Below are 19,879 nucleotides of genomic sequence, written 5' to 3'. Positions count from 1 at the left end.
AGGTAAATGCTGAGATTAGATCAACAAGCTACGGATATCTTTCAATAACTTGGTTAACTTGTTGGTAAAGCGCGCAGCGTCAGCACCATTAATGACACGGTGATCGTAAGACAATGACAATGGCAACATCAAACGTGGATCAAAGCTTTCACCATTCCACACAGGTTGCATAGTCGCAGGCGAAATACCCAAAATTGCAACTTGAGGCCAGTTTACAAGTGGTGTAAACGCTGTACCACCGATGGCACCAAGGCTTGAAATGGTAAAGTTCGCGCCTTGCAGGTCTTTCGGTGACAATTTCTTATCACGTGCTTTTTGACCCAACTCACCCAACTCAATCGCAATTTGCTTAATCGACTTTTGGTCTGGATTACGCAATACTGGAACGGTCAAACCATCAGGTGTCGCTACAGCTATACCCATATGGATTTCGTTACGTAGCAATACGGACTTGCCATCATCTGCTAAGTGACCTGCAAAATCACGCTCTTCTTTCAGTAGATATGCGACAGCTTTAATGATGAACGCCATAATGGTCAGGCTAATACCTTCTTTCTTAAAGTTGCCTTTAAGATCACCGCGCCATGCTTCAAGCTCTGTGATATCAGCCAAATCAAACTGTGTCACTTGTGGTATGAAATTGTTTAACGACAACTGTGGAATCGACACTTGTTGCAAACGTGTCAAGGTTTTCTCTTCTACGCCGCCAAAGGCATCAAAACTTGGTAATTTTGGCAAGCCAGACACTTGAGCCACAGCTTGCGCAGCAGGCGCTACCTGAGGTGCTGTTAAACGCGTTTTCACGAAAGCAAATAAATCTTCTTTCATTAAGCGTTCATGTGGACCAGAAGCTTTCACTTCAGCCAAAACCACACCTAATTCACGCGCTAACTTACGTACCGCTGGCCCTGCATAAACTTTAGCATTCGCCGCATTTTGCTCTTTGGTCAGCTTATCTGCGCCTTGAGTTGCTGGCGCAGCTTCCACTTTTGCTTCAGCTTTTGGCGCAGTTACAGCTACAGGCTGTGCAGCAGCTTGAGTAGGCTTATCTGCCACAGCAGGTGCAGTAGCAGCTTGACCTTCTGCTTCAATAGTCAGTAAAGCCGCACCTTCTGAAACACTTTGTCCGAGTTGTACATGAATCGCTGTGATCTTACCTGCTACGGTGCTTGGCACTTCAACAGTAGCTTTATCCGACTCCACCACAATGATGCTTTGGTCTTTTTCAACCACATCACCAACCGCCACCAAAATTTCCGCCACGGCAGCTTTATCAACACCTAAGTCAGGTACTGCAATTTCAACGGGACCTGTCGCAGATGTTGATGGTGCAGGTATGGATGCAGCTACTTGAGGTGCTGCCGCAGGTTGTTCTGCTTGCACAGTCGTTGCAGGAGCGGTTTCAGTTGCTGCAGATGATACCGCCGTTTTCACAGTCAGAATCACCACGCCTTCTTTCACCACATCGCCTGCATTGATGGTGATGGACTCCACACGGCCAGACACAATACTTGGCACTTCGACAGTAGCTTTGTCCGATTCCACCACGATGATGCTTTGATCAACATCAATTTCATCACCCACGGCGACCAAAACTTCACTAACAGTGGCTTTCTCTACACCAATATCAGGTACTTGTACATCAACCACTTGCGATGCCGATGCAGCAGCTTGCGGCACAACTTCGGCTTTAGGCGCTTCTGCTGCTGGTGCAGGTGCTGCTTGCGCAGCAGGTGCAACAGACTCACTTTGCACTTCAGGCGCAGCAGTATTGTCAGCTTCGGCTTCTAGCTCAATCAGTACCGCGCCTTCAGCAACACTGTCACCTAAATTCACGGCAATGCTTTTGACCACACCTGCTGAAGTGCTTGGCACTTCAACAGAGGCTTTGTCAGACTCTAACAGTACAATGCTGTCATCGACCGCAATGCTATCGCCGACTTTCACTAAGATTTCTGCAACCGTTGCTTTATCTACACCAATATCAGGAGTCGTAATTTGCATGCTTAGTTCTCCTCTTTGTAGTCAGCAACAGCATGAAGCTCAGGTGTTTCTTGTGGAGCCCACGCTACAGGACGATCAGTGTCTAACTCAAAGCTAGAAATCGCATCTTTCACTAAGCGCGCATCCACTTCACCTTCATCCGCTAATTTTTTCAGCGTCGCAACAACGATATGCGCAGCATCGACGCCAAAGTAACTACGTAAATTACCGCGTGTATCTGAGCGACCATAGCCATCTGTACCTAATGCAACAAATGGGCGGTTGTCTGGAAGATAAGCACGTACTTGTTCACTATAAGCACGCATATGATCCGTTGCTGAAACCACGATGCCGTCTTTTTCACGCAACAACTTCGAAATCCATGCTTCTTTAGTGTCTTCAGTTAATGGGTGTAAACGATTGTATTCTTCACATGCCATACCATCACGCGCCAATTCATTGAAGCTTGTCACACTCCATACATTCGAGTGAATTTGGTATTCATCACGCAGGATTTTTGCCGCTTTAATTACTTCACGTAAAATCACACCTGAACCAAGCAACTGAACTGTCGCTTTCTCATCTTCTTCAAGTAAGTACATACCACGTTTGATGCCTTCTTCAGCACCTTCAGGAATCGCAGGATGTTCGTAGTTCTCGTTCATAACAGTGAGGTAATAGAACACACGCTCTTGGTTCACGTACATACGTTTCAAACCATCGTGCACGATCACGGCTAATTCATAACCAAAACATGGGTCATATGACACACAATTTGGAATGGTGTTAGCTAAAATATGCGAGTGACCATCTTGGTGCTGTAAGCCTTCACCGTTCAATGTCGTACGGCCTGCCGTTGCACCCAACAAGAAACCTTGCGCCTGCGCATCACCTGCAGCCCATGCAATGTCGCCAATACGCTGGAAACCGAACATTGAGTAGTACATATACATTGGAATCATGGGTAAGTTATTGGTTGAATAACTGGTACCTAACGCCGCCCAAGCACTCATCGCGCCGGCTTCGTTAATCCCTTCTTGTAACATGTGACCATCTTTAGCTTCACGGTAATGCATCAACTGTTCTTGGTCTTCAGGGGTATATTTTTGACCATGGGCCGCATAGATACCCAACTGACGGAACATACCCTCCAAACCAAAGGTACGCGCTTCATCCGGAACGATTGGCACCACACGATCTTTAATGGCTTTTTCTTTCAATAAAGATGAAATCAAACGCACCATCAGCATGGTTGTAGATTGTTCTTTACCGCCGCTGCCTTTGAGTACCGCATCAAACACTGACAATTCAGGAATTGCCAGCTGTTCGCTTTCTTTACGGCGAGCAGGTAAATAACCACCCAATGCCTCACGACGCGCCTTCATGTATTTCAATTCAGGTGAGTTTTCGCTTGGACGGTAGAACGGCACTTCTTCCAATTGCTCATCAGTGAATGGTAAGTTGAAACGGTTACGTACATATTTTAATGATTCAAGCTGCATTTTCTTGATTTGGTGGGTTTTGTTCACCGCTTCAATTTCTTCAGACAAGCCATAACCTTTCACAGTTTTCGCAAGGATTACGGTTGGCTGACCTGTTGATTTCATCGCTTCTGCATATGCAGCATAGACTTTGTATGGGTCGTGACCACCGCGATTTAGATTATCAATATCTTCATCGCTCAGGTTTTTCACCAACTCTTCAGCTTCTGGATATTTACCAAAGAAGTGTGCACGGGTATAAGCCCCACCCTTTACTTGATAACGCTGATAGTCACCATCAACGGCTTCTTCCATCACCGCTTTTAAAGCGCCTGTTTTATCTTTATCAAGTAGCGGATCCCAATGACGACCCCATACTACTTTGATGACACGCCAACCTGCACCACGGAACAGTGATTCAAGTTCTTGAATAATTTTACCGTTACCACGCACCGGACCATCAAGACGCTGTAAGTTACAGTTTACAACCCACACTAGGTTGTCTAACTTTTCACGACCCGCAAGCGCGATTGCACCAGTACTTTCTGGCTCGTCCATCTCGCCATCGCCGAGATATGCCCAAACCTTGCGGTCTTCTTCCTTAATTAAGCCACGGTTCATCAAGTACTTTTGAATATGTGCTTGATAGATCGACATAATTGGGCCAAGACCCATCGATACCGTTGGGAACTGCCAATAATCCGGCATTAAATATGGATGTGGGTAAGAAGGAAGTCCTTTACCACCCACTTCACGACGGAAATTATTTAAATGATCTTCAGTCAGACGACCTTCAAGGAAAGAACGTGCATAAATACCCGGTGCGCAGTGACCTTGGTAATAAATCATGTCACCGCCAAAGCTGTCGCTATTGGCACGGAAGAAGTGGTTAAAACCTACATCATATAAGGTTGCAGAAGATGCAAAGCTGGCTAAGTGACCACCTAAATCGTCACCCGTTTTGTTGGCACGTAAAACCATTGCCAAAGCATTCCAACGGATCAGCGCACGAATACGACGCTCCATATCCGGATCACCTGGCATCGGTGGCTGTTCTGCAACAGAAATGGTATTTAAATAAGGAGTATTTAGTCGCTGAATGGGAACGTGTTTGGCAATTGCTTGCTGATAAAGTTTTTCGAGCAAAAATGCAGCACGATCAGTACCCATATGCTGTAAAACTGAGTCAAATGCGTCCTGCCATTCTTGGGTTTCCTGAGCATCTGTATCGCCATAAAACGCCATACTTCACCTATCCTATGTGCTAAATATATAGGTCTATTAGTATCATATTTTGGGCATACTCAGTTATTGCCACAGATGAATACGCTTTGGCTGCATTATTTATTTGCTAAATACTTATTGATTATTAATTACACTTTTTTACATTTTTTGGTCAATTTGGCTAATTTTTCCTACATACATTATTTTTTTTCAATGATAACGTTATAGCTTAAAGCAATAAATAAAAAGCCAGTGTCTGTAGAGGTCAGACACTGGCTTTTAGAAACAAAGACTTCGTAAATACTGCTACCGTTTTTAATTGATCAATATCGTAGATATTCCTCAATCATCCTACAAGGTAGCAATTCGAAGCTAAACAAATTATGGCAACATCGCTAAGTAAGTAGACGGATTCTTGCGTTGACCATCTTTTACTACTTCATAGTGTAAATGTGGGCCAGTACAACGACCTGTACATCCAACATTGGCAATATGCTCGCCAGCTTCAACACGCTCACCTACACGAGCAATTAGACGCGAAGCATGAGCATAACGGGTAAGATAGCCATTACCGTGGTTAATCTCGACATATTGACCATAACCTGTGCCCCAACCTGACTTTGTCACGATACCTGGGCCAGTTGCGTAAATAGGTGTGCCGCTTGCAGCAGATAGGTCTAAGCCTGAATGGTTTTCAGCGCGACCACCCATCGTACGGCCGCCATAATTAGAGCTGACACGTTTCATATCTGGAAGTGGGTGTGCGATTAACCAAGAGTATGGATTGTTTGAACTTGCAGTATAGTTTTTAGAAACTGCACTTGAACCGTATTTTTTGGCGATAGTCGCATTGTTCAGTTCAACTGATTTTTCACGAATTTGAACATTCAATTTCGTTTCAGCGGGAATATCTAGATCATTACTTTCTGAATATGCACCTTGAGACAAAGTACGGGTTAACTGTTCTATACGATCTGATGAACTATCTGCTTGATTTAGTTCAACTAGATCTGCGAAAGCGACTGAAGCGGCCGAAGCAGCCAATGAAAAAGCCAACAAAACACGTCGTAAATGCATAAAAAACCTCTATAAACTGTTCTTACTTAATTTCCTAGCGTGATCTCATCCTTGATATCTGATTGAAGGAGCGCATAAGATTAAGACATAAACATGTAGGAAATATGTATGTCCGAACCTGTCAACGTTTTTCAACCCAAAAGAAAACACTTAAAAACAGGAAACTTCTCGTTTCTTTCAACTCAAGTTGCTGCATGGCAGAAACTTACGAAACTTGTTCAACCTGTATTACCCCAACCGGAGCAATGGCAAGTCGTTTGTTATTTAAATGGCGTGCTTATGTTGACTGGAGAAAATCAGGCGCTCATAAGTCAGCTTGCTTATCTACAGAAACAATATATTGCACAACTCACACAATTACCCGAATTCAAAGATTTACACAAGATTCAAGTTCGTTTGAGAACTCCGCCTCAAACACCCCATTCCCCTGAAAAAATTTCAAGAACCCTTAGCACAGAAACTCAGGATTTACTCCGTAATGCTGCTGACTTTGTGAGCGACCCTAAGCTTAGCCAAGCAATGCTGCGTTTGGCAAGCAATAAAAAGTAACCACCCCATAGTCACAGCTTAATCGTAGAATCAAAAATGTGACATAATTAACATTTATTTTAGTTATATTATAACATTGCCACCGAAAGACAATGACTTATGTCACATTCACATAACTTATTGGACAATCATTTATGTCATCAAATGTTACAATTTCATAGCTATCTGGATCACTTTTGACATTGCGCAGCAGCTGATTATTTAAAGCATGACCCGACTTATATGCATCATATTTGGCAATAATTTGGTGACCAAGCAAATAAAGATCACCTACAGCATCTAATATTTTGTGACGAACAAACTCGTCAGAGAAGCGTAAACCTTCTTCATTGACTACACCTGTTTCATCTACCCCAATGGCATTATCTAAGCTTGCGCCAAGTGCCAAATTATTGGCTTTGAGATAATCCAAATCCTTCATAAAACCAAAAGTTCGGGCTTCACTAACCTCATAAACAAAAGTTTCAGTCGAAAAATCAATGGTCGCCGATTGGAATTCTTTTTTGAAAGCAGGATGATCAAAATCAATGGTAAAGTTTAATTGAAAGCCGTCATGTGGTTCAAAGACCGCACGTTTATCGTCTATCAATGCCTCAACAGGTTTTAGAATTTTTATAAATTTTTTCGGTGCATTTTGTTCAACCAACTCACCTTGCATGAGTAAATAGATAAATGGACCTGCACTACCGTCCATAATCGGTACTTCTGATGCTGATACTTCAACAATCAGGTTATCAATTCCTAGACCTGCAATCGCACTCATAATGTGTTCAATCGTACCGACTTTGGCATTTTCTTGTACCAAGTTTGAACACATAAATGCTTCTTGAATCAGCATTGCATCGGCATGAATATCAACTGGAGGATTCAGATCAATACGTCGAAATACAATTCCCCCATCGGCATGATGTGGCACAAAGTTAATCATGACTTTTTGCCCGCTATGCAGTCCGATGCCACTCGCTTTCACGACGCGTTTCAGGGTACGTTGCTTCAACATGTATTTTCTATCATCTGTTCACAAAACCGCTATACGTTAGCATATTTAGCCATTGATAAAAAACAAAAAGGTAGCCGTAAGGCTACCTTTTGTAATTCACAGCGTGTTAACACATTGAATTTGTTTTATTTACGTTGTTGATTCTTCAGATAATCCTGAATACTCATGGGCGTAGGACGTGCGCTGGCATTGCTTGATGCTGCAGCAGCAGGAGCTGCTGCTTCAGTTTGCTGACGCTGAATTGCTGGTACATCATCTTCATCAACTGGTACTTGAGCTGTAGAGGCAGTACGTGTTGCTTGCGCCACTGGACGTTTCATAGGTTCAGCAGAATCTGCAGAGTTACGTGTTAAACCTGTTGCAATTACAGTTACACTGATTTCATCACGTGCATCCGGATCAAATACCGTACCGTAGAAGACCTGACCTTCATCTAAGTCAACAATCTGGTTTACTACATCGGTAATTTCTTCAATTTCACCGAATGTAACATCGTCGCCACCCGTTACGTTAATTAAGATGCCTTTAGCATTCATAATAGTCACGTTGTCAAGTAATGGACTACGGATTGCTTGTTCTGCAGCCTGACGTGCACGATTTTCACCACGGCCTGAGCCAGCACCCATCATTGCGTAACCACGTGTACTCATGGCAGTTTTCAAATCGGCGAAGTCAAGGTTGATATGACCCGGACGTACCACCAAATCAAAGATACTACGTACCGCATTTAACAATACATCGTCTGCCTTTTTATAGGCATCTTTCATTGAAATATCGCGGAATACTTTAAGTAGACGTTGGTTTGGAATAATAATCAAAGAATCAACGTGTTGCTCTAGTGCTTCAATCCCTTTTTCAGCAGATTGTTGACGACGTTTACCTTCAAAATTAAATGGTGTTGTAACCACACCTACAGTCAAAATGCCCATTTCTTTGGCAATTTCAGCAACTACGGGTGCAGCGCCTGTACCTGTACCACCGCCCATACCCGCGGTAACAAATACCATGTCCGTACCTTCAAGGTGCTGACGAATTAACTCACGGCTTTCTTCTGCTGCAGTTTGACCGACTTGTGGATTTGCACCAGCACCTAAACCACGTGTACTTTGCTCACCCAATTGGATTTTAAATTGAGCATTCATACGATCCAGTGCTTGTTTATCTGTATTAGCACAAACAAACTTTACACCGTCAATGTCAGATTCAAGCATATGCTGTACTGCATTACCACCTGCACCGCCTACACCGAATACTGTGAAACGGGCTTGACCGATGCTGTCGCTTTGATCATCTTCTAAAAATTCAAATGAGGCCATGCCTAAAAAATTCCTAATACATAATTGGCAGACACTTCAGCCCGTATACTGCCTTGATCTTAATAAAAATTGTTTTTTAGAATGCTGCCCAAGTTCCAGCTTGTCAAGTACAAGCAATAATCAGTACAACTTCCCAACAATATTCCCAAATATTTCAACTTAAAAGATTGATTTCAACGTATCGTTAAAACCCGTCCATGCTCGTTTTACCCGACTGAAAACCGAAAGCTTTTCGGTATCTTCAGGTTCAACGATTGTATCTTGCGTTTCACTTTGACTAAAAATAAGCAGACCCGCAGCTGTAGCGTATTGTGAACGACGTAATGCTGCTTGTTGTTGATCATCTGCATATACCTGCACTGGGGGATTACCCAAATGTGCAGAAACGCCTAAAATTCGGCGTGCAAACGTTACCATACCTTCAATTTGGCAAGCATCGCCTGTCAGTACCACACCATGGTATAAACCATGGATTGCACCATGATTCACTAATTCATCACGCACTTGATTAAAAATTTCTTCATAACGTGCAATGATAATTTCAGTGAGTTCAATTCGGCTAATGGTTTGCGGACCATCAATACCTTGATATTGAATCATACTTTCAGGTTTAACGACTTTTAAATCTACACAACCGTATAATAATTTAATACGTTCCGCTTCTTCAGTCGTGGTTTGCAGCACTGCAGCAATATCACGCGTCACATGCTCACCACCACGCTGTAAGGTGTGGGTCATGGCTAAGCGGCCATCCAAATGGACTGCAATATTAGTGGTACCCGCACCAATATCGACCAAGCAAACACCGTATTCTTTTTCATCTTTGAGCAAACTGGCTTCGGCTGTTGCTAATGACGAAATCACCATACGTTCCACGCCAATGTTGGCACCTTTCAACGCACGATCTAGGTTTTGCATGGTACTAATCGGCAACATCATCAAATGATAATGTCCAGTCATACTACGTGCAGACATTCGAATTGGGTTTAATACCCATTCAGGCTCATCATCAAGCTCAAAGCCAAGTGGCACAGCACTGACCAAATAGTGGTCAGAGGTTAAATGACTGGCTTTGGCCAGTTCTAATGCACGCACCACTTCATTGGTGGTAATCGCATGGTCATTATTTTCAATTGGAGTACGACCAGAGGCATAAAAACTTTTTAATTCCGCACTCGGAATCGAAATCCACGCAGAATGCACACGACATTCAGCCATATCTTCCGCTTCTTGTACGGCATTTTTAATGGCAGTGACGACTTTATCGAGACTTACAATTTTCCCTTTATTCATGCCGCGGTTACGAGCGGTCGCCATCCCTACCACTTGGATATTGTCTGGCGCGTGTACCTTACCAATCAAAACTGAAACTTTGTGCGTCCCAATGTCAATCGCAACAACCGAGGGAACAGCTTCATTCATTATTTACTACTACCATTCACATGTTTGTTTAATTAATGGCTTAAAGCCTCTACTTATAAAGCCGGTCATTATGGCTTCACCGGTGTTCCATTCGCAATGCCTATGTCATCACTGGTTACAACAAACTGACCATTTACCGATTTTGCAGGAATGGAATTTTTCCATTGAATCGCTAGACCATTTCGGTAACGCAGGTCAATTGCAGAAATTCTTGGCCAAACTGGCTTTAAATCACTGTGTGCAAGATAACTTAAACGTTGCAACTTACTCATGGTTTGATCTTGGTCGACGATGACACGTAAACCTGAATCAAACTGCATAAACCATGTCATGCGTTCCGTTAAATAAAGTTCTTTTAATCGGATGCCAACTGGTAAAAATAACTGATTAATTTCATTGTACCGTCTCATCATCATTTTAGAATGACTGACCGGACCGTGAAGTAATGGCAGTTGCTGATGATTTTGTGGTGTTAGCTCGGAAAAGACCTCACCACTATCACTCAACAAACGCCCTGTGCCCCAACGAGCAATGGCTTGACGTGGCATCACACGAACGCGAATTGCATTCGGCCATGCACGTGAAACAACCACGCGATCGACCCAAGATAACTCTAAAGCTCGATCACGAATGACACGTAAATCTGAGGTAAAATAGTTTTGTGTCACCAATGGTGATACATAACTCATCACTTGTTGCTTTTCTTGTGCTGAACGTGCACCCACCACATCTAACTCTGCCACTCGGGCATCAGTCATCACACGATAGAGCCCAAACACCCCTGCAGCCAATACCAAACAAGCAACCAGTAGCAAAACCCATCCACCTACATTGGTAAGCGTTTCCTTACGTGTAGGCGGCTTGTCGTGTATGGATGTCGTTGCAGCACGCTTACGGCGCATTGACGCAGGGAGTTGAGCCATAATTTAGTGTGCCGCAGCTGTTAGGGTTTGTTCTAAAATTGCCACACATAACTCATCAAAGCTATAGCCCACTGCTTTGGCAGCTTTTGGCACAAGCGAATGACTGGTCATCCCCGGAACGGTATTAACTTCCAATAACCAGAAATTACCTTGTTCGTCCTGCATGGCATCAATACGACCCCAGCCACTTGCACCAACGGCTTGGAAGGCACGTAAGCATAGTGCTTGAAGACGTTTTTCTTCATCTTCAGTTAAACCACATGGAATGCCATACTGCACATCATTACGGTTGTATTTGGCTTCGTAATCGTAAAATGCCACATCCGCAGGTGGCTCTAAACGGATCACAGGCAATGCCACACCATTTAAAATCACAATGGTGAATTCACGTCCAGTAATCCATTTCTCCGCCATCACAACAGCGTCATGTTGAGTTGCTTTTGTAATCGCTTCAGCAAAGTCTTCCATTTTTTCAACTTTGCTCATGCCAATGCTTGAGCCTTCATGTACTGGTTTGATAATAAATGGCAGACCAATACTGTCGACAATTTCTTGCAAATCTGAATCTTTGCTGACAATGCGATACGGTGCAGTTGGCAGCTCAGAACCTTGCCAAACTTGCTTGGTTTTCACTTTGTCCATACCAATGGCAGATCCTTGAACACCTGTACCTGTATATGGAATATTTAACCATTCAAGTGTGCCTTGAATCTGACCATCTTCACCACCACGACCATGCAATACAATGAATGCACGATCATAGCCCACCAACTCAGTCACACTGCGTTGCTGTGGATCGAAAGCTTCGGCATTTACACCCGAACGCACCAATGCTTCAAGTACAGCTTTACCACTATCGAGAGAAACCTCACGTTCGGCAGATTTACCACCTAATAACACGGCAACTTTGCCGAATTTTGAAGCATTTGACACGTTTATATCCTTAAACTTTTTGCACTGTCTAACTAGACTTTCAATCACCCAAAGTGATTATTTTACGTATAAATCGTTTTGAGCAAGCTCGATTGAGATTGCACCAACATTACCTGCGCCCTGTGTTAATAACAAGTCATTCGCTTGTAACACTTTTTTCATCACAGCTTGCAAATTACCTTCAACAGGATCAATCAAAATCGGTTCAACTTCACCACGCAGACGAATACTGCGTGCCAATGCACGGCTGTCTGCACCTACAATGGGTTTTTCACCCGCAGGATAAACTTCAAGTAGCAACAATTGATCGACTTGCGACAATACATCAACAAAGTCATCAAAGCAGTCACGTGTACGGCTGAAACGGTGTGGCTGGAACATCATCACTAAACGACGATCAGGATGGCTGGCACGAGCGGCTTTAATGGTTGCTTCCACTTCTTTTGGATGATGACCATAGTCATCGACCAATTTCACAGCACCACCCTCAATTTCAAATTCACCTTGAACTTGGAAACGACGACCCACACCACTGAAGCTTTCTAATGCACGTGCAATCGCTGCATCTGAAACGCCTTCATCTGTTGCAATACCAATTGCAGCCAGAGCATTTAAAATATTATGCAAACCCGGTAAGTTGATGGTTAAGCGAAGCGGCTCACGGTCTTTACGTAATACGGTAAAGTGCGATTGCATACCCTCTTGCACTACATCTACTGCGCGAATATCGTTGTCTTCATTAAAGCCGTAGGTCACAACCGGACGGCCAATACGCGGCATGATTTCACGAATGTTGGCATCATCACCACACACCACAGCCAAACCGTAGAATGGAAGCTTTTGTAAGAACTGTACAAAAGTATCTTTTAGTACATCGAAGCTACCACCGTAGGTATCCATATGGTCAGCATCAATGTTGGTGACAATCGTTGCCATCGGCTGTAAATGTAAGAATGATGCGTCTGATTCATCTGCCTCAGCAACAATGAAACGACTTGCACCCAAAGCTGCATTTACACCAGTACGGTTTAATAGACCACCAATCACATACGTTGGGTCTAGGTTTTCTTCTGCCAACATACAAGTCACAAGACTGGTCGTTGTGGTTTTACCATGTGTCCCTGCTACAGCAATACCATGACGGTAACGCATCAATTCACCCAGCATTTCTGCACGGCGAACCACAGGTGTACGGGTTTCAATCGCCGCTTTAATCTCTGGGTTTTCTGCATCAATTGCAGTCGACACCACAATAACGTTCGCACCTTGAATATTTTCAGCCGTGTGACCAATGAACACCTGAATACCATTTTCTTCAAGCTGAGCAGTGGTTTTTGATGCTTTGATATCTGAACCCGAAACTTTATAGCCTTGGTTTTTCAACACTTCTGCAATACCACACATACCCGCACCACCAATTCCAATAAAATGGATGTGTTTAATACGGCGCATTTCTGGCACTTTAATGAGCTTTTTCGCTTGATCGGCAGGCATTGATGGAGACATAAATTACTCGAATATTACAAATCTTGAATTAAACCAACCACATGCTTAGTCGCATCGGGTTGTGCCTGTTGTCGAGCCTTAACCGCCATTTCCATAAGTAGTTGACGGTTCATCAGCGGCTTCAACAACGCTGTTAAACTTTCAGCGGTCATGTCCGCTTGAGGGCAAATTTTTGCTGCATTACTCTTGGCCAAGAAGCGCGCATTGGCAGTTTGATGATCATCCACAGCACTTGGTAGTGGCACAAATACAGCGGCCACCCCTGCTGTTGCAATCTCAGTTACAGTCAACGCACCAGCACGGCAGATAATGAGATCCGCTGCAGAATACGCTTGAGCCATATCTTCAATAAAAGGTTGTACTTCAACCTGTAAACTTTCAGGCGCATCGGCATAGCGTGCCAACGTCGCTTCAGCATTATTTTGACCACACTGATGATAAACACTCAGTGGTAAATCAAGTTGTTGTAATGCAGCAGGTACGCATTCATTTAAAGCACGCGCACCGAGTGAACCACCCACAATTAAAATACGTATCGGCTGACCAGATTTTTCACGCTCTTGGTAACGCCATGACGGATTTAAAATTTCTGTAATTTCCTTCCGTACAGGATTGCCTGTAGTCACAATTTTATCTTGAACTGGAAAAGTATTTGGAAATGCCTGACACACCGTTTTCGCCACACGTGATAATTGCGTATTGGTAAACCCAGCCACAGCATTTTGTTCATGAATAATCACAGGAATACCGAGTGCGCGTGCAGCAAGACCACCAGGCCCTGCAACATAACCACCAAAACCTGCGACCGCATCAACTTTGAGCTGTTTCATATAGCGCATCGCGCTTAACGTTGCTTTTAAAATTTTGAAAGGTGCCATTAACTTACGCACGACACCATTGCCGCGCACACCTTGAATATCAATTTGATAAATCGGAATGTTTTGATTTTTAAGCAGGCGATTTTCCATACCTGATGGTGTTGCTAACCAAGACACTTCACAGCCTTGTTGTTGCAACTCTTTGGCAACAGCGAGTGCTGGAAAAACATGACCACCGGTTCCGGCAGCCATCATCATGACATGTTTCGGCTTTACTTGCGTTGCTTCGGTCACAGTCTAATTCTTCAATTCTAAAATATGGCTAAGGAAATTCAATTTTAAGCAAACAATTGTAATCACAAACGCATAACCGTGAAAGGCAATTTACTTTTTTTCAACAGGCGTATGATTGTTTTTTTCTACTATTTTAAAAGTTTAAACTAGTTTTATTATTAATCTATCAGAATTGAAAAAAAATCAGACAATTTTTGCTTTTAATTGCATTTACTTACAACTTTTTCACTTTTTTGCCATACAGCAAAAAAAGAGCCCAATGTTGGGCTCTTTTTTATTGATTTAAGCTTTAGCTTTAAGACCGGCTTCAAGTACATCAAATAAATCATCCGCAATTGAAGTGCCAAATTGCGCATCAATTTCACGGACACATGTTGGACTCGTCACATTAATTTCAGTCACATAATTGCCAATCACGTCAAGTCCAACAAAAACCAAACCTTTTTCACGCAAGAAAGGCCCAACTTTTGCGGCAATGGCTTTGTCATTTTCAGTTAATGGACGTGCCTCACCCAAACCACCTGCAGCTAAATTTCCACGCACTTCACCATTTTGTGGAATGCGCGCCAAGCAGTAAGGTACAGGCTCACCATTGACCATTAAAATACGCTTATCACCATCAACAATTTCTGGAATATAGCGCTGCGCCATAATCGGCTGTGTGCCATTATTGGTCAAAATTTCAATGGTTGAACCAATATTCACACCGTCTTGATACAAGCGGAAAATCCCCATACCGCCCATACCATCTAGAGGTTTTACAATCACATCACCATGTTCTTGTAAAAACTCACGAATTAAGCTCTGTTGTGAGGTGACTAACGTCGGCACTTGCAGCTCAGGGAATTGGGTCGCAAATAGCTTTTCATTGCAGTCACGTAGGCTTTGCGGCTTATTGATAATCCACGCGCCTTCACGTTCAGCCTGTTCCAAAATATAAGTGGTGTAGACAAAGTTCATATCAAACGGTGGGTCTTTGCGCATCAACACCACATCGTAATCTGCAATGGATTCTTTTTTCTTTTCGCCGAGTTCGTAATAGTGGTTGTAATCTTCAAACACTTTCAGCGGTGAAATCAAACCAAAGGCTTTGCCGTGCTCAATATATAAATCTTGCTGTAATGCATAGCCCAACTCATGACCGCGGCGCGCTGCTGCCCATAGCATCGCCATTGAAGTATCTTTTTTTAGGTTTACATTTTCGATGGGATCCATCACAACAAGTACACGCATCTGGAACGCTCATATAAATTTGATTGCTGAAAAGTATAGCGGAGATTGGCGCGGATGTTTTCTGATTTTTCGTGATGATTATCTTTTAAATAGCACTTGGATATTAGGCTTATTTCAATATCACAATGTTTTTATTTTCAAAACTTTGCTGTATTTTAAGCTTCATCTCATAACAAAATAATCACAAAGAATGCCAAACAAACAACGAACATTTAAATCGGGGGTTATCGTCGGTGTACTCGGGAGCTGTGCCGTGGTTGGCCTAGGCTTTGCAGGGACTGTGGGCTTTGAAAAGTATCAAAACCATCAAGTTTTGACGCATGTTGAGGAACAGAAACAACAGTTTATTTCTCAAGTGAATCTGTTGTATTTGTCTCAAAGTACCGACAGCTCAGAACAAGTGATGCAACTGTTACGCCAATCATCTCCGATTCAGCGCGATGTCATTGCCAACCTAGAACAGAAAGATGGCGTTGTATTTCAGTTTGATCGGCTGCAATTGTCGGCTGAACTGCAAAATCATGACAAAATTCCTACCGCATTGGCAGGACATCATCTGTATTTTCAACCACAAGTGTACGCCGGACAGCCGATTAAGATTTGGCAATGTTTTTCTGATTTAGCAGACAACCTTCGCCCCAAAGACTGTCTATATCGACAAGAAGCACCAGATAATGCTGAACTGTTACGCACTGCCCTGCTGGCCTCAGTGGCAAGCAATCGTCAACAACGGCAATCATCCAACTATACGCCGCCTGTGCAAAATGATTGCACGAAGTTTAAGACACAACTGCCGACTCAATATGATGTGTTTGCCACTGGTGCATATTCAGGTCGGGAAACCAGTTATCAAATTGATGACAGCGGTCATCAAGCCACTGAAATGGACATTCAAGTTCAGCATAACCGTCCGGTGGTTTTAATTTTAGGGGCGTATGAGCCAACCATTTGGAAAATAAAATGGGAGAGCAATACAAGAATTGTCGGTGTCATTGCCACCGGTTATCACGCACAGCGTGTGGTCGGTTTACCTAAAGCGATTCCAGTTTTAGAAACGTCGTACAAAAATTCGCAATGTGGCTACAGCTATGTGTCAGATGATAATGCAGCAGAAATGAATCAACTTTCGCAGCGTATTTTGCAGCGTGATATTCAAGCCATTGTGATTGCTAAAAACGGGCAAGCCAATATTGGCAATATCAGCGCAGATACGCAACTGAGCTCATCTAAAGAGCGTTCTATGAAAGATGTGATTGATCCGAATGCGCCATTGGCAGGCCCTGCTGGGATACGAGATGCCGTAGCGAAGGGCTTACTCCGTCCTGCCACACGTGCAGATATTGACGCGTGGAAAGCCGCCTACAATAAAGCGTGGAATATTCATACCCCACCCGTTGTTGGCGGTTCTGGATCATCGGGTACGGGCATGGACTATGTGCATTTTGATAGTGCTTATGTGGTATTAAAAGACATGACCATACCAGCAGGCTTATATGGTGCGCATTCTGTGACCTTCTTTGTGCCACAGGGCGTGCCGCGACCTAAAGGTAATCCCGGGCATTCAACCATTTATGAAATCAGATCTGGCAATTGCTATGGCTCGAGCCCAAATTGTTCAAGGTCATGATTTTATATGTGATGTACAGATAAAAGGGGTTCTGTGCCCTCTTCATCATACTCAGAGTTCAGACAGGTATTTGATATGCAGCAGGCTATTGTTGATTTTGCTTTGGATGATGAAAATCATTGGTATGCGATTTTAGCCTGTGGTCATACGCAGCATGTGCGACATGATCCACCATGGCAAAATCGCCCTTGGGTGATAACGGAACAAGGACGGAAAGAAAAATTAGGCGTGATGTTGGAGTGTAAGAAGTGTGATGAAGAAGAACTTGTTGCGTATAAGAGATTTTATGTTGAATGAATAAGTAAAAGCCCAGAATCACGGGCTTTTTTGTAGAGTGTATTATCTTAATTTTAGAAAAATTTTAAATTTAAAATCCGAATAATTGGCCTATTTCTAATCTGTTGTAACCACGTTCTTTGAAAATCAAACAGCGTTGTCTAATTGTGAGCCTGAATACTTACCTAAGGAAATATCTGGGTAAGATAAGGGAGAGTGTGGAATTGTTAGCTTTTTAAACTGATTCTCTCAAATATTCGTCTTTTGTCTTATATCTAAATTTTTTACCTATCGGTAAAATAATTGTACTCATAACCTGCTAAGGATAGTGGGTAATAAGCGTTTAAGGACTAAGTATCAATTAGGGCCAAAACAGCTAACTTACATTGGAAAGTAAGTGATTAAGAGAAAACTAACAGCGCTTAATAAGCCTTATAGTTCCGAGAGAGACTATAAGGCTTTTTTATGAAATATAATTTTCTTTTATCAAAAAAATAAATATATCTATTAAAAAAACTTGATTATTTTTCTTTTTACTGTATATTTAACTCAACTAGAAAAAAAGTCTCGTTTCGGTAAATCTTCCTTAAGTATCGTAGTTTTAGTCATAATCCTTCGTTTTTTAGATTTTAAGTTTCATTCTTTATTATTTTCCAAGTTATAATCGGTCAATATAATGACTAAAAATTATTAAAAATCAGTAGGATATATTATGTCAAACTCAAATGTTGTTAAAGGTACTGTTAAGTGGTTCAACGAAACTAAAGGTTTTGGTTTCATTCAACAAGAATCAGGTCCAGACGTTTTTGCTCATTTCAGCGAAATCGCAAGTTCAGGTTTCAAAACCTTAATGGAAGGCCAGCAAGTTGAATTCAGTGTAGCTCAAGGTCAAAAAGGACCGAATGCTGTAAATATTGTTGCTATCTAAGTAATAATAGACAGTAATAAAAAGCACTCATGAGTGCTTTTTTTATACTTCAAAATTTGTTTTAAAAATTAAAATATTTCTAAAAAATAGGATGAAATTTGTTGAAATTAAGTAATTTAATTGCAAAATCTAAAAATGGTACTGAAATTATTGTTTCATTAATTCCTCTTCATAAAATGCAAAATACACGTCAAGGTTCAAAAAAAATCGAAGTAGGTAAAAGAGTCCTTCTTTCATCTGGAATCGAGGTTGATTTAAATTTGGATGGCCGTACATTTTACACTTCTTTAAATCAGCTATTTAAATTAAGTCATAAAGTTGCTTAGAGCCAACATCAACAAGTATTAAGAATTGGGGTAGATTTCTACCACTATAATTTTATTAAGGGGATATATATGTTTAAACAGACTCTCAACGTAAAAGACCAGTTTGGGGTTAAACAAGCTATTCAAGCAACAGTAGATCATCATTTTGCCGATACGCAATCTCACTCAAATATAAGACATATCACCATTGATGGAGAAGATATTCGACCTAGTTTTGAAATGTTTTTTCAAAGTACTGTAAGTGGAAAAATTTTTAAAATTTTATAGATAGTATTTTAAAACCAATACGATACGCATTGTAAGAAACGAGAGCTAATAGCTCTCAGGTCATCCCCCTAAAAATAATTGAGTTTAAAAGTAGAAAATACAAATATTCTCAAATGATCTCTATTTTTTGGAAAAACATATCAAGTTTGTTTATAAAAAAGCCGATATATTTCTGTTATTCCCCAATTAAAATGTCTATGCGATAAACTATTTAAAATGTCCTATAAAAAATGAGCTGATTAATTATCATATTCGGCTCTTGTTATGAGCCGAATAAGTGCTATATTCAACTCATCTGAAATTTTAGATGAGCGATTGAAAATGCAGAAATGGATTTGGCAAGCAGAAAACTGGACAAATTTTACATGGCTAGATTCAGTTATCTTACCTAAAACCAGACAGATACATCAAAAAATAGGGATTATTCTGGGGCAAAGTCAGCATGATTTAGCAAAAGAGCAATTCACCCTAGATACTCTGCTTGCCAATCTTGTTGCTTCATCTGCGATTGAAAACGAAACGATCAATGTTTTTTCACTACGATCATCTCTAGCTCAACGCTTAGGTGTCACACTTGAACAGCCTTATCCAAGCTCAGATCGATCAGAAGGTTTAGCCAATATCATGCTAGATGCGCTTAACGATGTTAAGCAACCATTGACTGTTAATCGTCTCATGCAGTGGCATCGTTGGCTT

Annotated in this window: 18 protein-coding genes; 7 read left to right on the top strand and 11 right to left on the bottom strand. The window is 42.0% G+C overall.

Annotation, left to right across the window (positions count from 1 at the left end):
- Positions 1-15 precede the first annotated feature (15 nt).
- The 3 genes from FTV09_RS08335 to FTV09_RS08325 all read right to left on the bottom strand — a co-directional run bounded on the left by FTV09_RS08335 (position 16) and on the right by FTV09_RS08325 (position 5,765).
- On the bottom strand, positions 16-2,004 hold the full coding sequence (locus tag FTV09_RS08335; RefSeq protein ID WP_180057935.1) for a 2-oxo acid dehydrogenase subunit E2: 1,989 nt from the start codon (positions 2,002-2,004) through the stop codon (positions 16-18).
- A 2-nt stretch (positions 2,005-2,006) separates the two neighbouring features.
- Positions 2,007-4,709: a pyruvate dehydrogenase (acetyl-transferring), homodimeric type gene (gene aceE / locus FTV09_RS08330; protein WP_180057933.1), complete on the bottom strand. Its 2,703-nt coding sequence runs from the start codon at positions 4,707-4,709 to the stop codon at positions 2,007-2,009.
- 360 nt (positions 4,710-5,069) lie between these two features.
- On the bottom strand, positions 5,070-5,765 hold the full coding sequence (locus FTV09_RS08325; protein WP_067761616.1) for a M23 family metallopeptidase: 696 nt from the start codon (positions 5,763-5,765) through the stop codon (positions 5,070-5,072).
- Between the two features lie 108 nt (positions 5,766-5,873).
- Here FTV09_RS08325 and FTV09_RS08320 point away from each other — a divergent pair, with 108 nt between their 5' ends.
- The gene (locus tag FTV09_RS08320) at positions 5,874-6,314 is read left to right on the top strand and encodes a DUF721 domain-containing protein (protein ID WP_067761618.1); all 441 of its coding nucleotides are present in this window, start codon (positions 5,874-5,876) and stop codon (positions 6,312-6,314) included.
- A 97-nt stretch (positions 6,315-6,411) separates the two neighbouring features.
- Here the strand turns inward: FTV09_RS08320 and lpxC are convergent, their stop codons facing one another.
- The 8 genes from lpxC to gshB all read right to left on the bottom strand — a co-directional run bounded on the left by lpxC (position 6,412) and on the right by gshB (position 15,759).
- Positions 6,412-7,314 carry a UDP-3-O-acyl-N-acetylglucosamine deacetylase gene (lpxC, locus tag FTV09_RS08315; RefSeq protein ID WP_180057931.1) on the bottom strand — a complete coding sequence of 301 codons (903 nt, stop codon included), beginning with the start codon at positions 7,312-7,314 and terminating at the stop codon, positions 6,412-6,414.
- A gap of 125 nt (positions 7,315-7,439) precedes the next feature.
- Positions 7,440-8,630 (bottom strand): cell division protein FtsZ, encoded by a 1,191-nt coding sequence (ftsZ, locus tag FTV09_RS08310; RefSeq protein WP_180057929.1) that lies wholly within the window; start codon positions 8,628-8,630, stop codon positions 7,440-7,442.
- A 159-nt stretch (positions 8,631-8,789) separates the two neighbouring features.
- The gene (gene ftsA, locus FTV09_RS08305; RefSeq protein WP_067761624.1) at positions 8,790-10,052 is read right to left on the bottom strand and encodes a cell division protein FtsA; all 1,263 of its coding nucleotides are present in this window, start codon (positions 10,050-10,052) and stop codon (positions 8,790-8,792) included.
- 68 nt (positions 10,053-10,120) lie between these two features.
- The gene (locus FTV09_RS08300; RefSeq protein WP_180057927.1) at positions 10,121-10,975 is read right to left on the bottom strand and encodes a cell division protein FtsQ/DivIB; all 855 of its coding nucleotides are present in this window, start codon (positions 10,973-10,975) and stop codon (positions 10,121-10,123) included.
- A gap of 3 nt (positions 10,976-10,978) precedes the next feature.
- Positions 10,979-11,908 (bottom strand): D-alanine--D-alanine ligase, encoded by a 930-nt coding sequence (locus tag FTV09_RS08295; RefSeq protein WP_067761628.1) that lies wholly within the window; start codon positions 11,906-11,908, stop codon positions 10,979-10,981.
- 57 nt (positions 11,909-11,965) lie between these two features.
- The gene (gene murC, locus FTV09_RS08290; protein WP_067761630.1) at positions 11,966-13,414 is read right to left on the bottom strand and encodes a UDP-N-acetylmuramate--L-alanine ligase; all 1,449 of its coding nucleotides are present in this window, start codon (positions 13,412-13,414) and stop codon (positions 11,966-11,968) included.
- Between the two features lie 14 nt (positions 13,415-13,428).
- Entirely contained in the window at positions 13,429-14,526 is a 1,098-nt protein-coding gene (gene murG / locus FTV09_RS08285) for an undecaprenyldiphospho-muramoylpentapeptide beta-N-acetylglucosaminyltransferase (protein WP_180057925.1), read from the bottom strand.
- Between the two features lie 282 nt (positions 14,527-14,808).
- Entirely contained in the window at positions 14,809-15,759 is a 951-nt protein-coding gene (gene gshB / locus FTV09_RS08280) for a glutathione synthase (RefSeq protein WP_067761634.1), read from the bottom strand.
- A 190-nt stretch (positions 15,760-15,949) separates the two neighbouring features.
- Between gshB and FTV09_RS08275 the strand changes: the two genes are divergently transcribed.
- The 6 genes from FTV09_RS08275 to FTV09_RS08250 form a co-directional block, all read left to right on the top strand.
- A complete protein-coding gene (locus FTV09_RS08275; protein WP_218950158.1) occupies positions 15,950-17,386 on the top strand; it encodes a hypothetical protein in 1,437 nt (478 codons plus the stop codon).
- A 75-nt stretch (positions 17,387-17,461) separates the two neighbouring features.
- Positions 17,462-17,683, top strand: coding sequence for a DUF3565 domain-containing protein (locus FTV09_RS08270; protein WP_180057923.1), 222 nt, complete (start codon positions 17,462-17,464; stop codon positions 17,681-17,683).
- A 691-nt stretch (positions 17,684-18,374) separates the two neighbouring features.
- Positions 18,375-18,590, top strand: coding sequence for a cold-shock protein (locus FTV09_RS08265; RefSeq protein WP_004637138.1), 216 nt, complete (start codon positions 18,375-18,377; stop codon positions 18,588-18,590).
- Between the two features lie 98 nt (positions 18,591-18,688).
- Positions 18,689-18,916, top strand: a complete 228-nt coding sequence (locus tag FTV09_RS08260) for a hypothetical protein (RefSeq protein ID WP_004637137.1) — start codon at positions 18,689-18,691, stop codon at positions 18,914-18,916.
- A gap of 69 nt (positions 18,917-18,985) precedes the next feature.
- Entirely contained in the window at positions 18,986-19,183 is a 198-nt protein-coding gene (locus FTV09_RS08255; RefSeq protein ID WP_180042310.1) for a hypothetical protein, read from the top strand.
- Positions 19,184-19,504: 321 nt separating this feature from the next.
- Positions 19,505-19,879: DUF4172 domain-containing protein (locus FTV09_RS08250; protein WP_180057922.1), on the top strand; the 375-nt coding region annotated here is incomplete at its 3' end.

This window comes from Acinetobacter sp. YH12227, from assembly GCF_013417785.1.
Taxonomy (GTDB): domain Bacteria; phylum Pseudomonadota; class Gammaproteobacteria; order Pseudomonadales; family Moraxellaceae; genus Acinetobacter; species Acinetobacter gandensis.
Note: the sequence above shows the minus strand (reverse complement) of the source record. Positions and strands in the feature narration are given on the sequence as shown.

Excerpts from the sequence above, each read along its gene's own strand:
- aceE (WP_180057933.1), bottom strand. The coding sequence starts at position 4,709 with ATGGCGTTTTATGGCGATACAGATGCTCAGGAAACCCAAGAATGGCAG.
- FTV09_RS08270 (WP_180057923.1), top strand. The coding sequence starts at position 17,462 with ATGCAGCAGGCTATTGTTGATTTTGCTTTGGATGATGAAAATCATTGG.
- FTV09_RS08265 (WP_004637138.1), top strand. The coding sequence starts at position 18,375 with ATGTCAAACTCAAATGTTGTTAAAGGTACTGTTAAGTGGTTCAACGAA.
- FTV09_RS08300 (WP_180057927.1), bottom strand. The coding sequence starts at position 10,975 with ATGGCTCAACTCCCTGCGTCAATGCGCCGTAAGCGTGCTGCAACGACA.
- FTV09_RS08320 (WP_067761618.1), top strand. The coding sequence starts at position 5,874 with ATGTCCGAACCTGTCAACGTTTTTCAACCCAAAAGAAAACACTTAAAA.
- FTV09_RS08255 (WP_180042310.1), top strand. The coding sequence starts at position 18,986 with ATGTTTAAACAGACTCTCAACGTAAAAGACCAGTTTGGGGTTAAACAA.
- lpxC (WP_180057931.1), bottom strand. The coding sequence starts at position 7,314 with ATGTTGAAGCAACGTACCCTGAAACGCGTCGTGAAAGCGAGTGGCATC.
- ftsA (WP_067761624.1), bottom strand. The coding sequence starts at position 10,052 with ATGAATGAAGCTGTTCCCTCGGTTGTTGCGATTGACATTGGGACGCAC.
- gshB (WP_067761634.1), bottom strand. The coding sequence starts at position 15,759 with ATGCGTGTACTTGTTGTGATGGATCCCATCGAAAATGTAAACCTAAAA.
- FTV09_RS08325 (WP_067761616.1), bottom strand. The coding sequence starts at position 5,765 with ATGCATTTACGACGTGTTTTGTTGGCTTTTTCATTGGCTGCTTCGGCC.
- murC (WP_067761630.1), bottom strand. The coding sequence starts at position 13,414 with ATGTCTCCATCAATGCCTGCCGATCAAGCGAAAAAGCTCATTAAAGTG.
- FTV09_RS08335 (WP_180057935.1), bottom strand. The coding sequence starts at position 2,004 with ATGCAAATTACGACTCCTGATATTGGTGTAGATAAAGCAACGGTTGCA.
- ftsZ (WP_180057929.1), bottom strand. The coding sequence starts at position 8,630 with ATGGCCTCATTTGAATTTTTAGAAGATGATCAAAGCGACAGCATCGGT.
- FTV09_RS08275 (WP_218950158.1), top strand. The coding sequence starts at position 15,950 with ATGCCAAACAAACAACGAACATTTAAATCGGGGGTTATCGTCGGTGTA.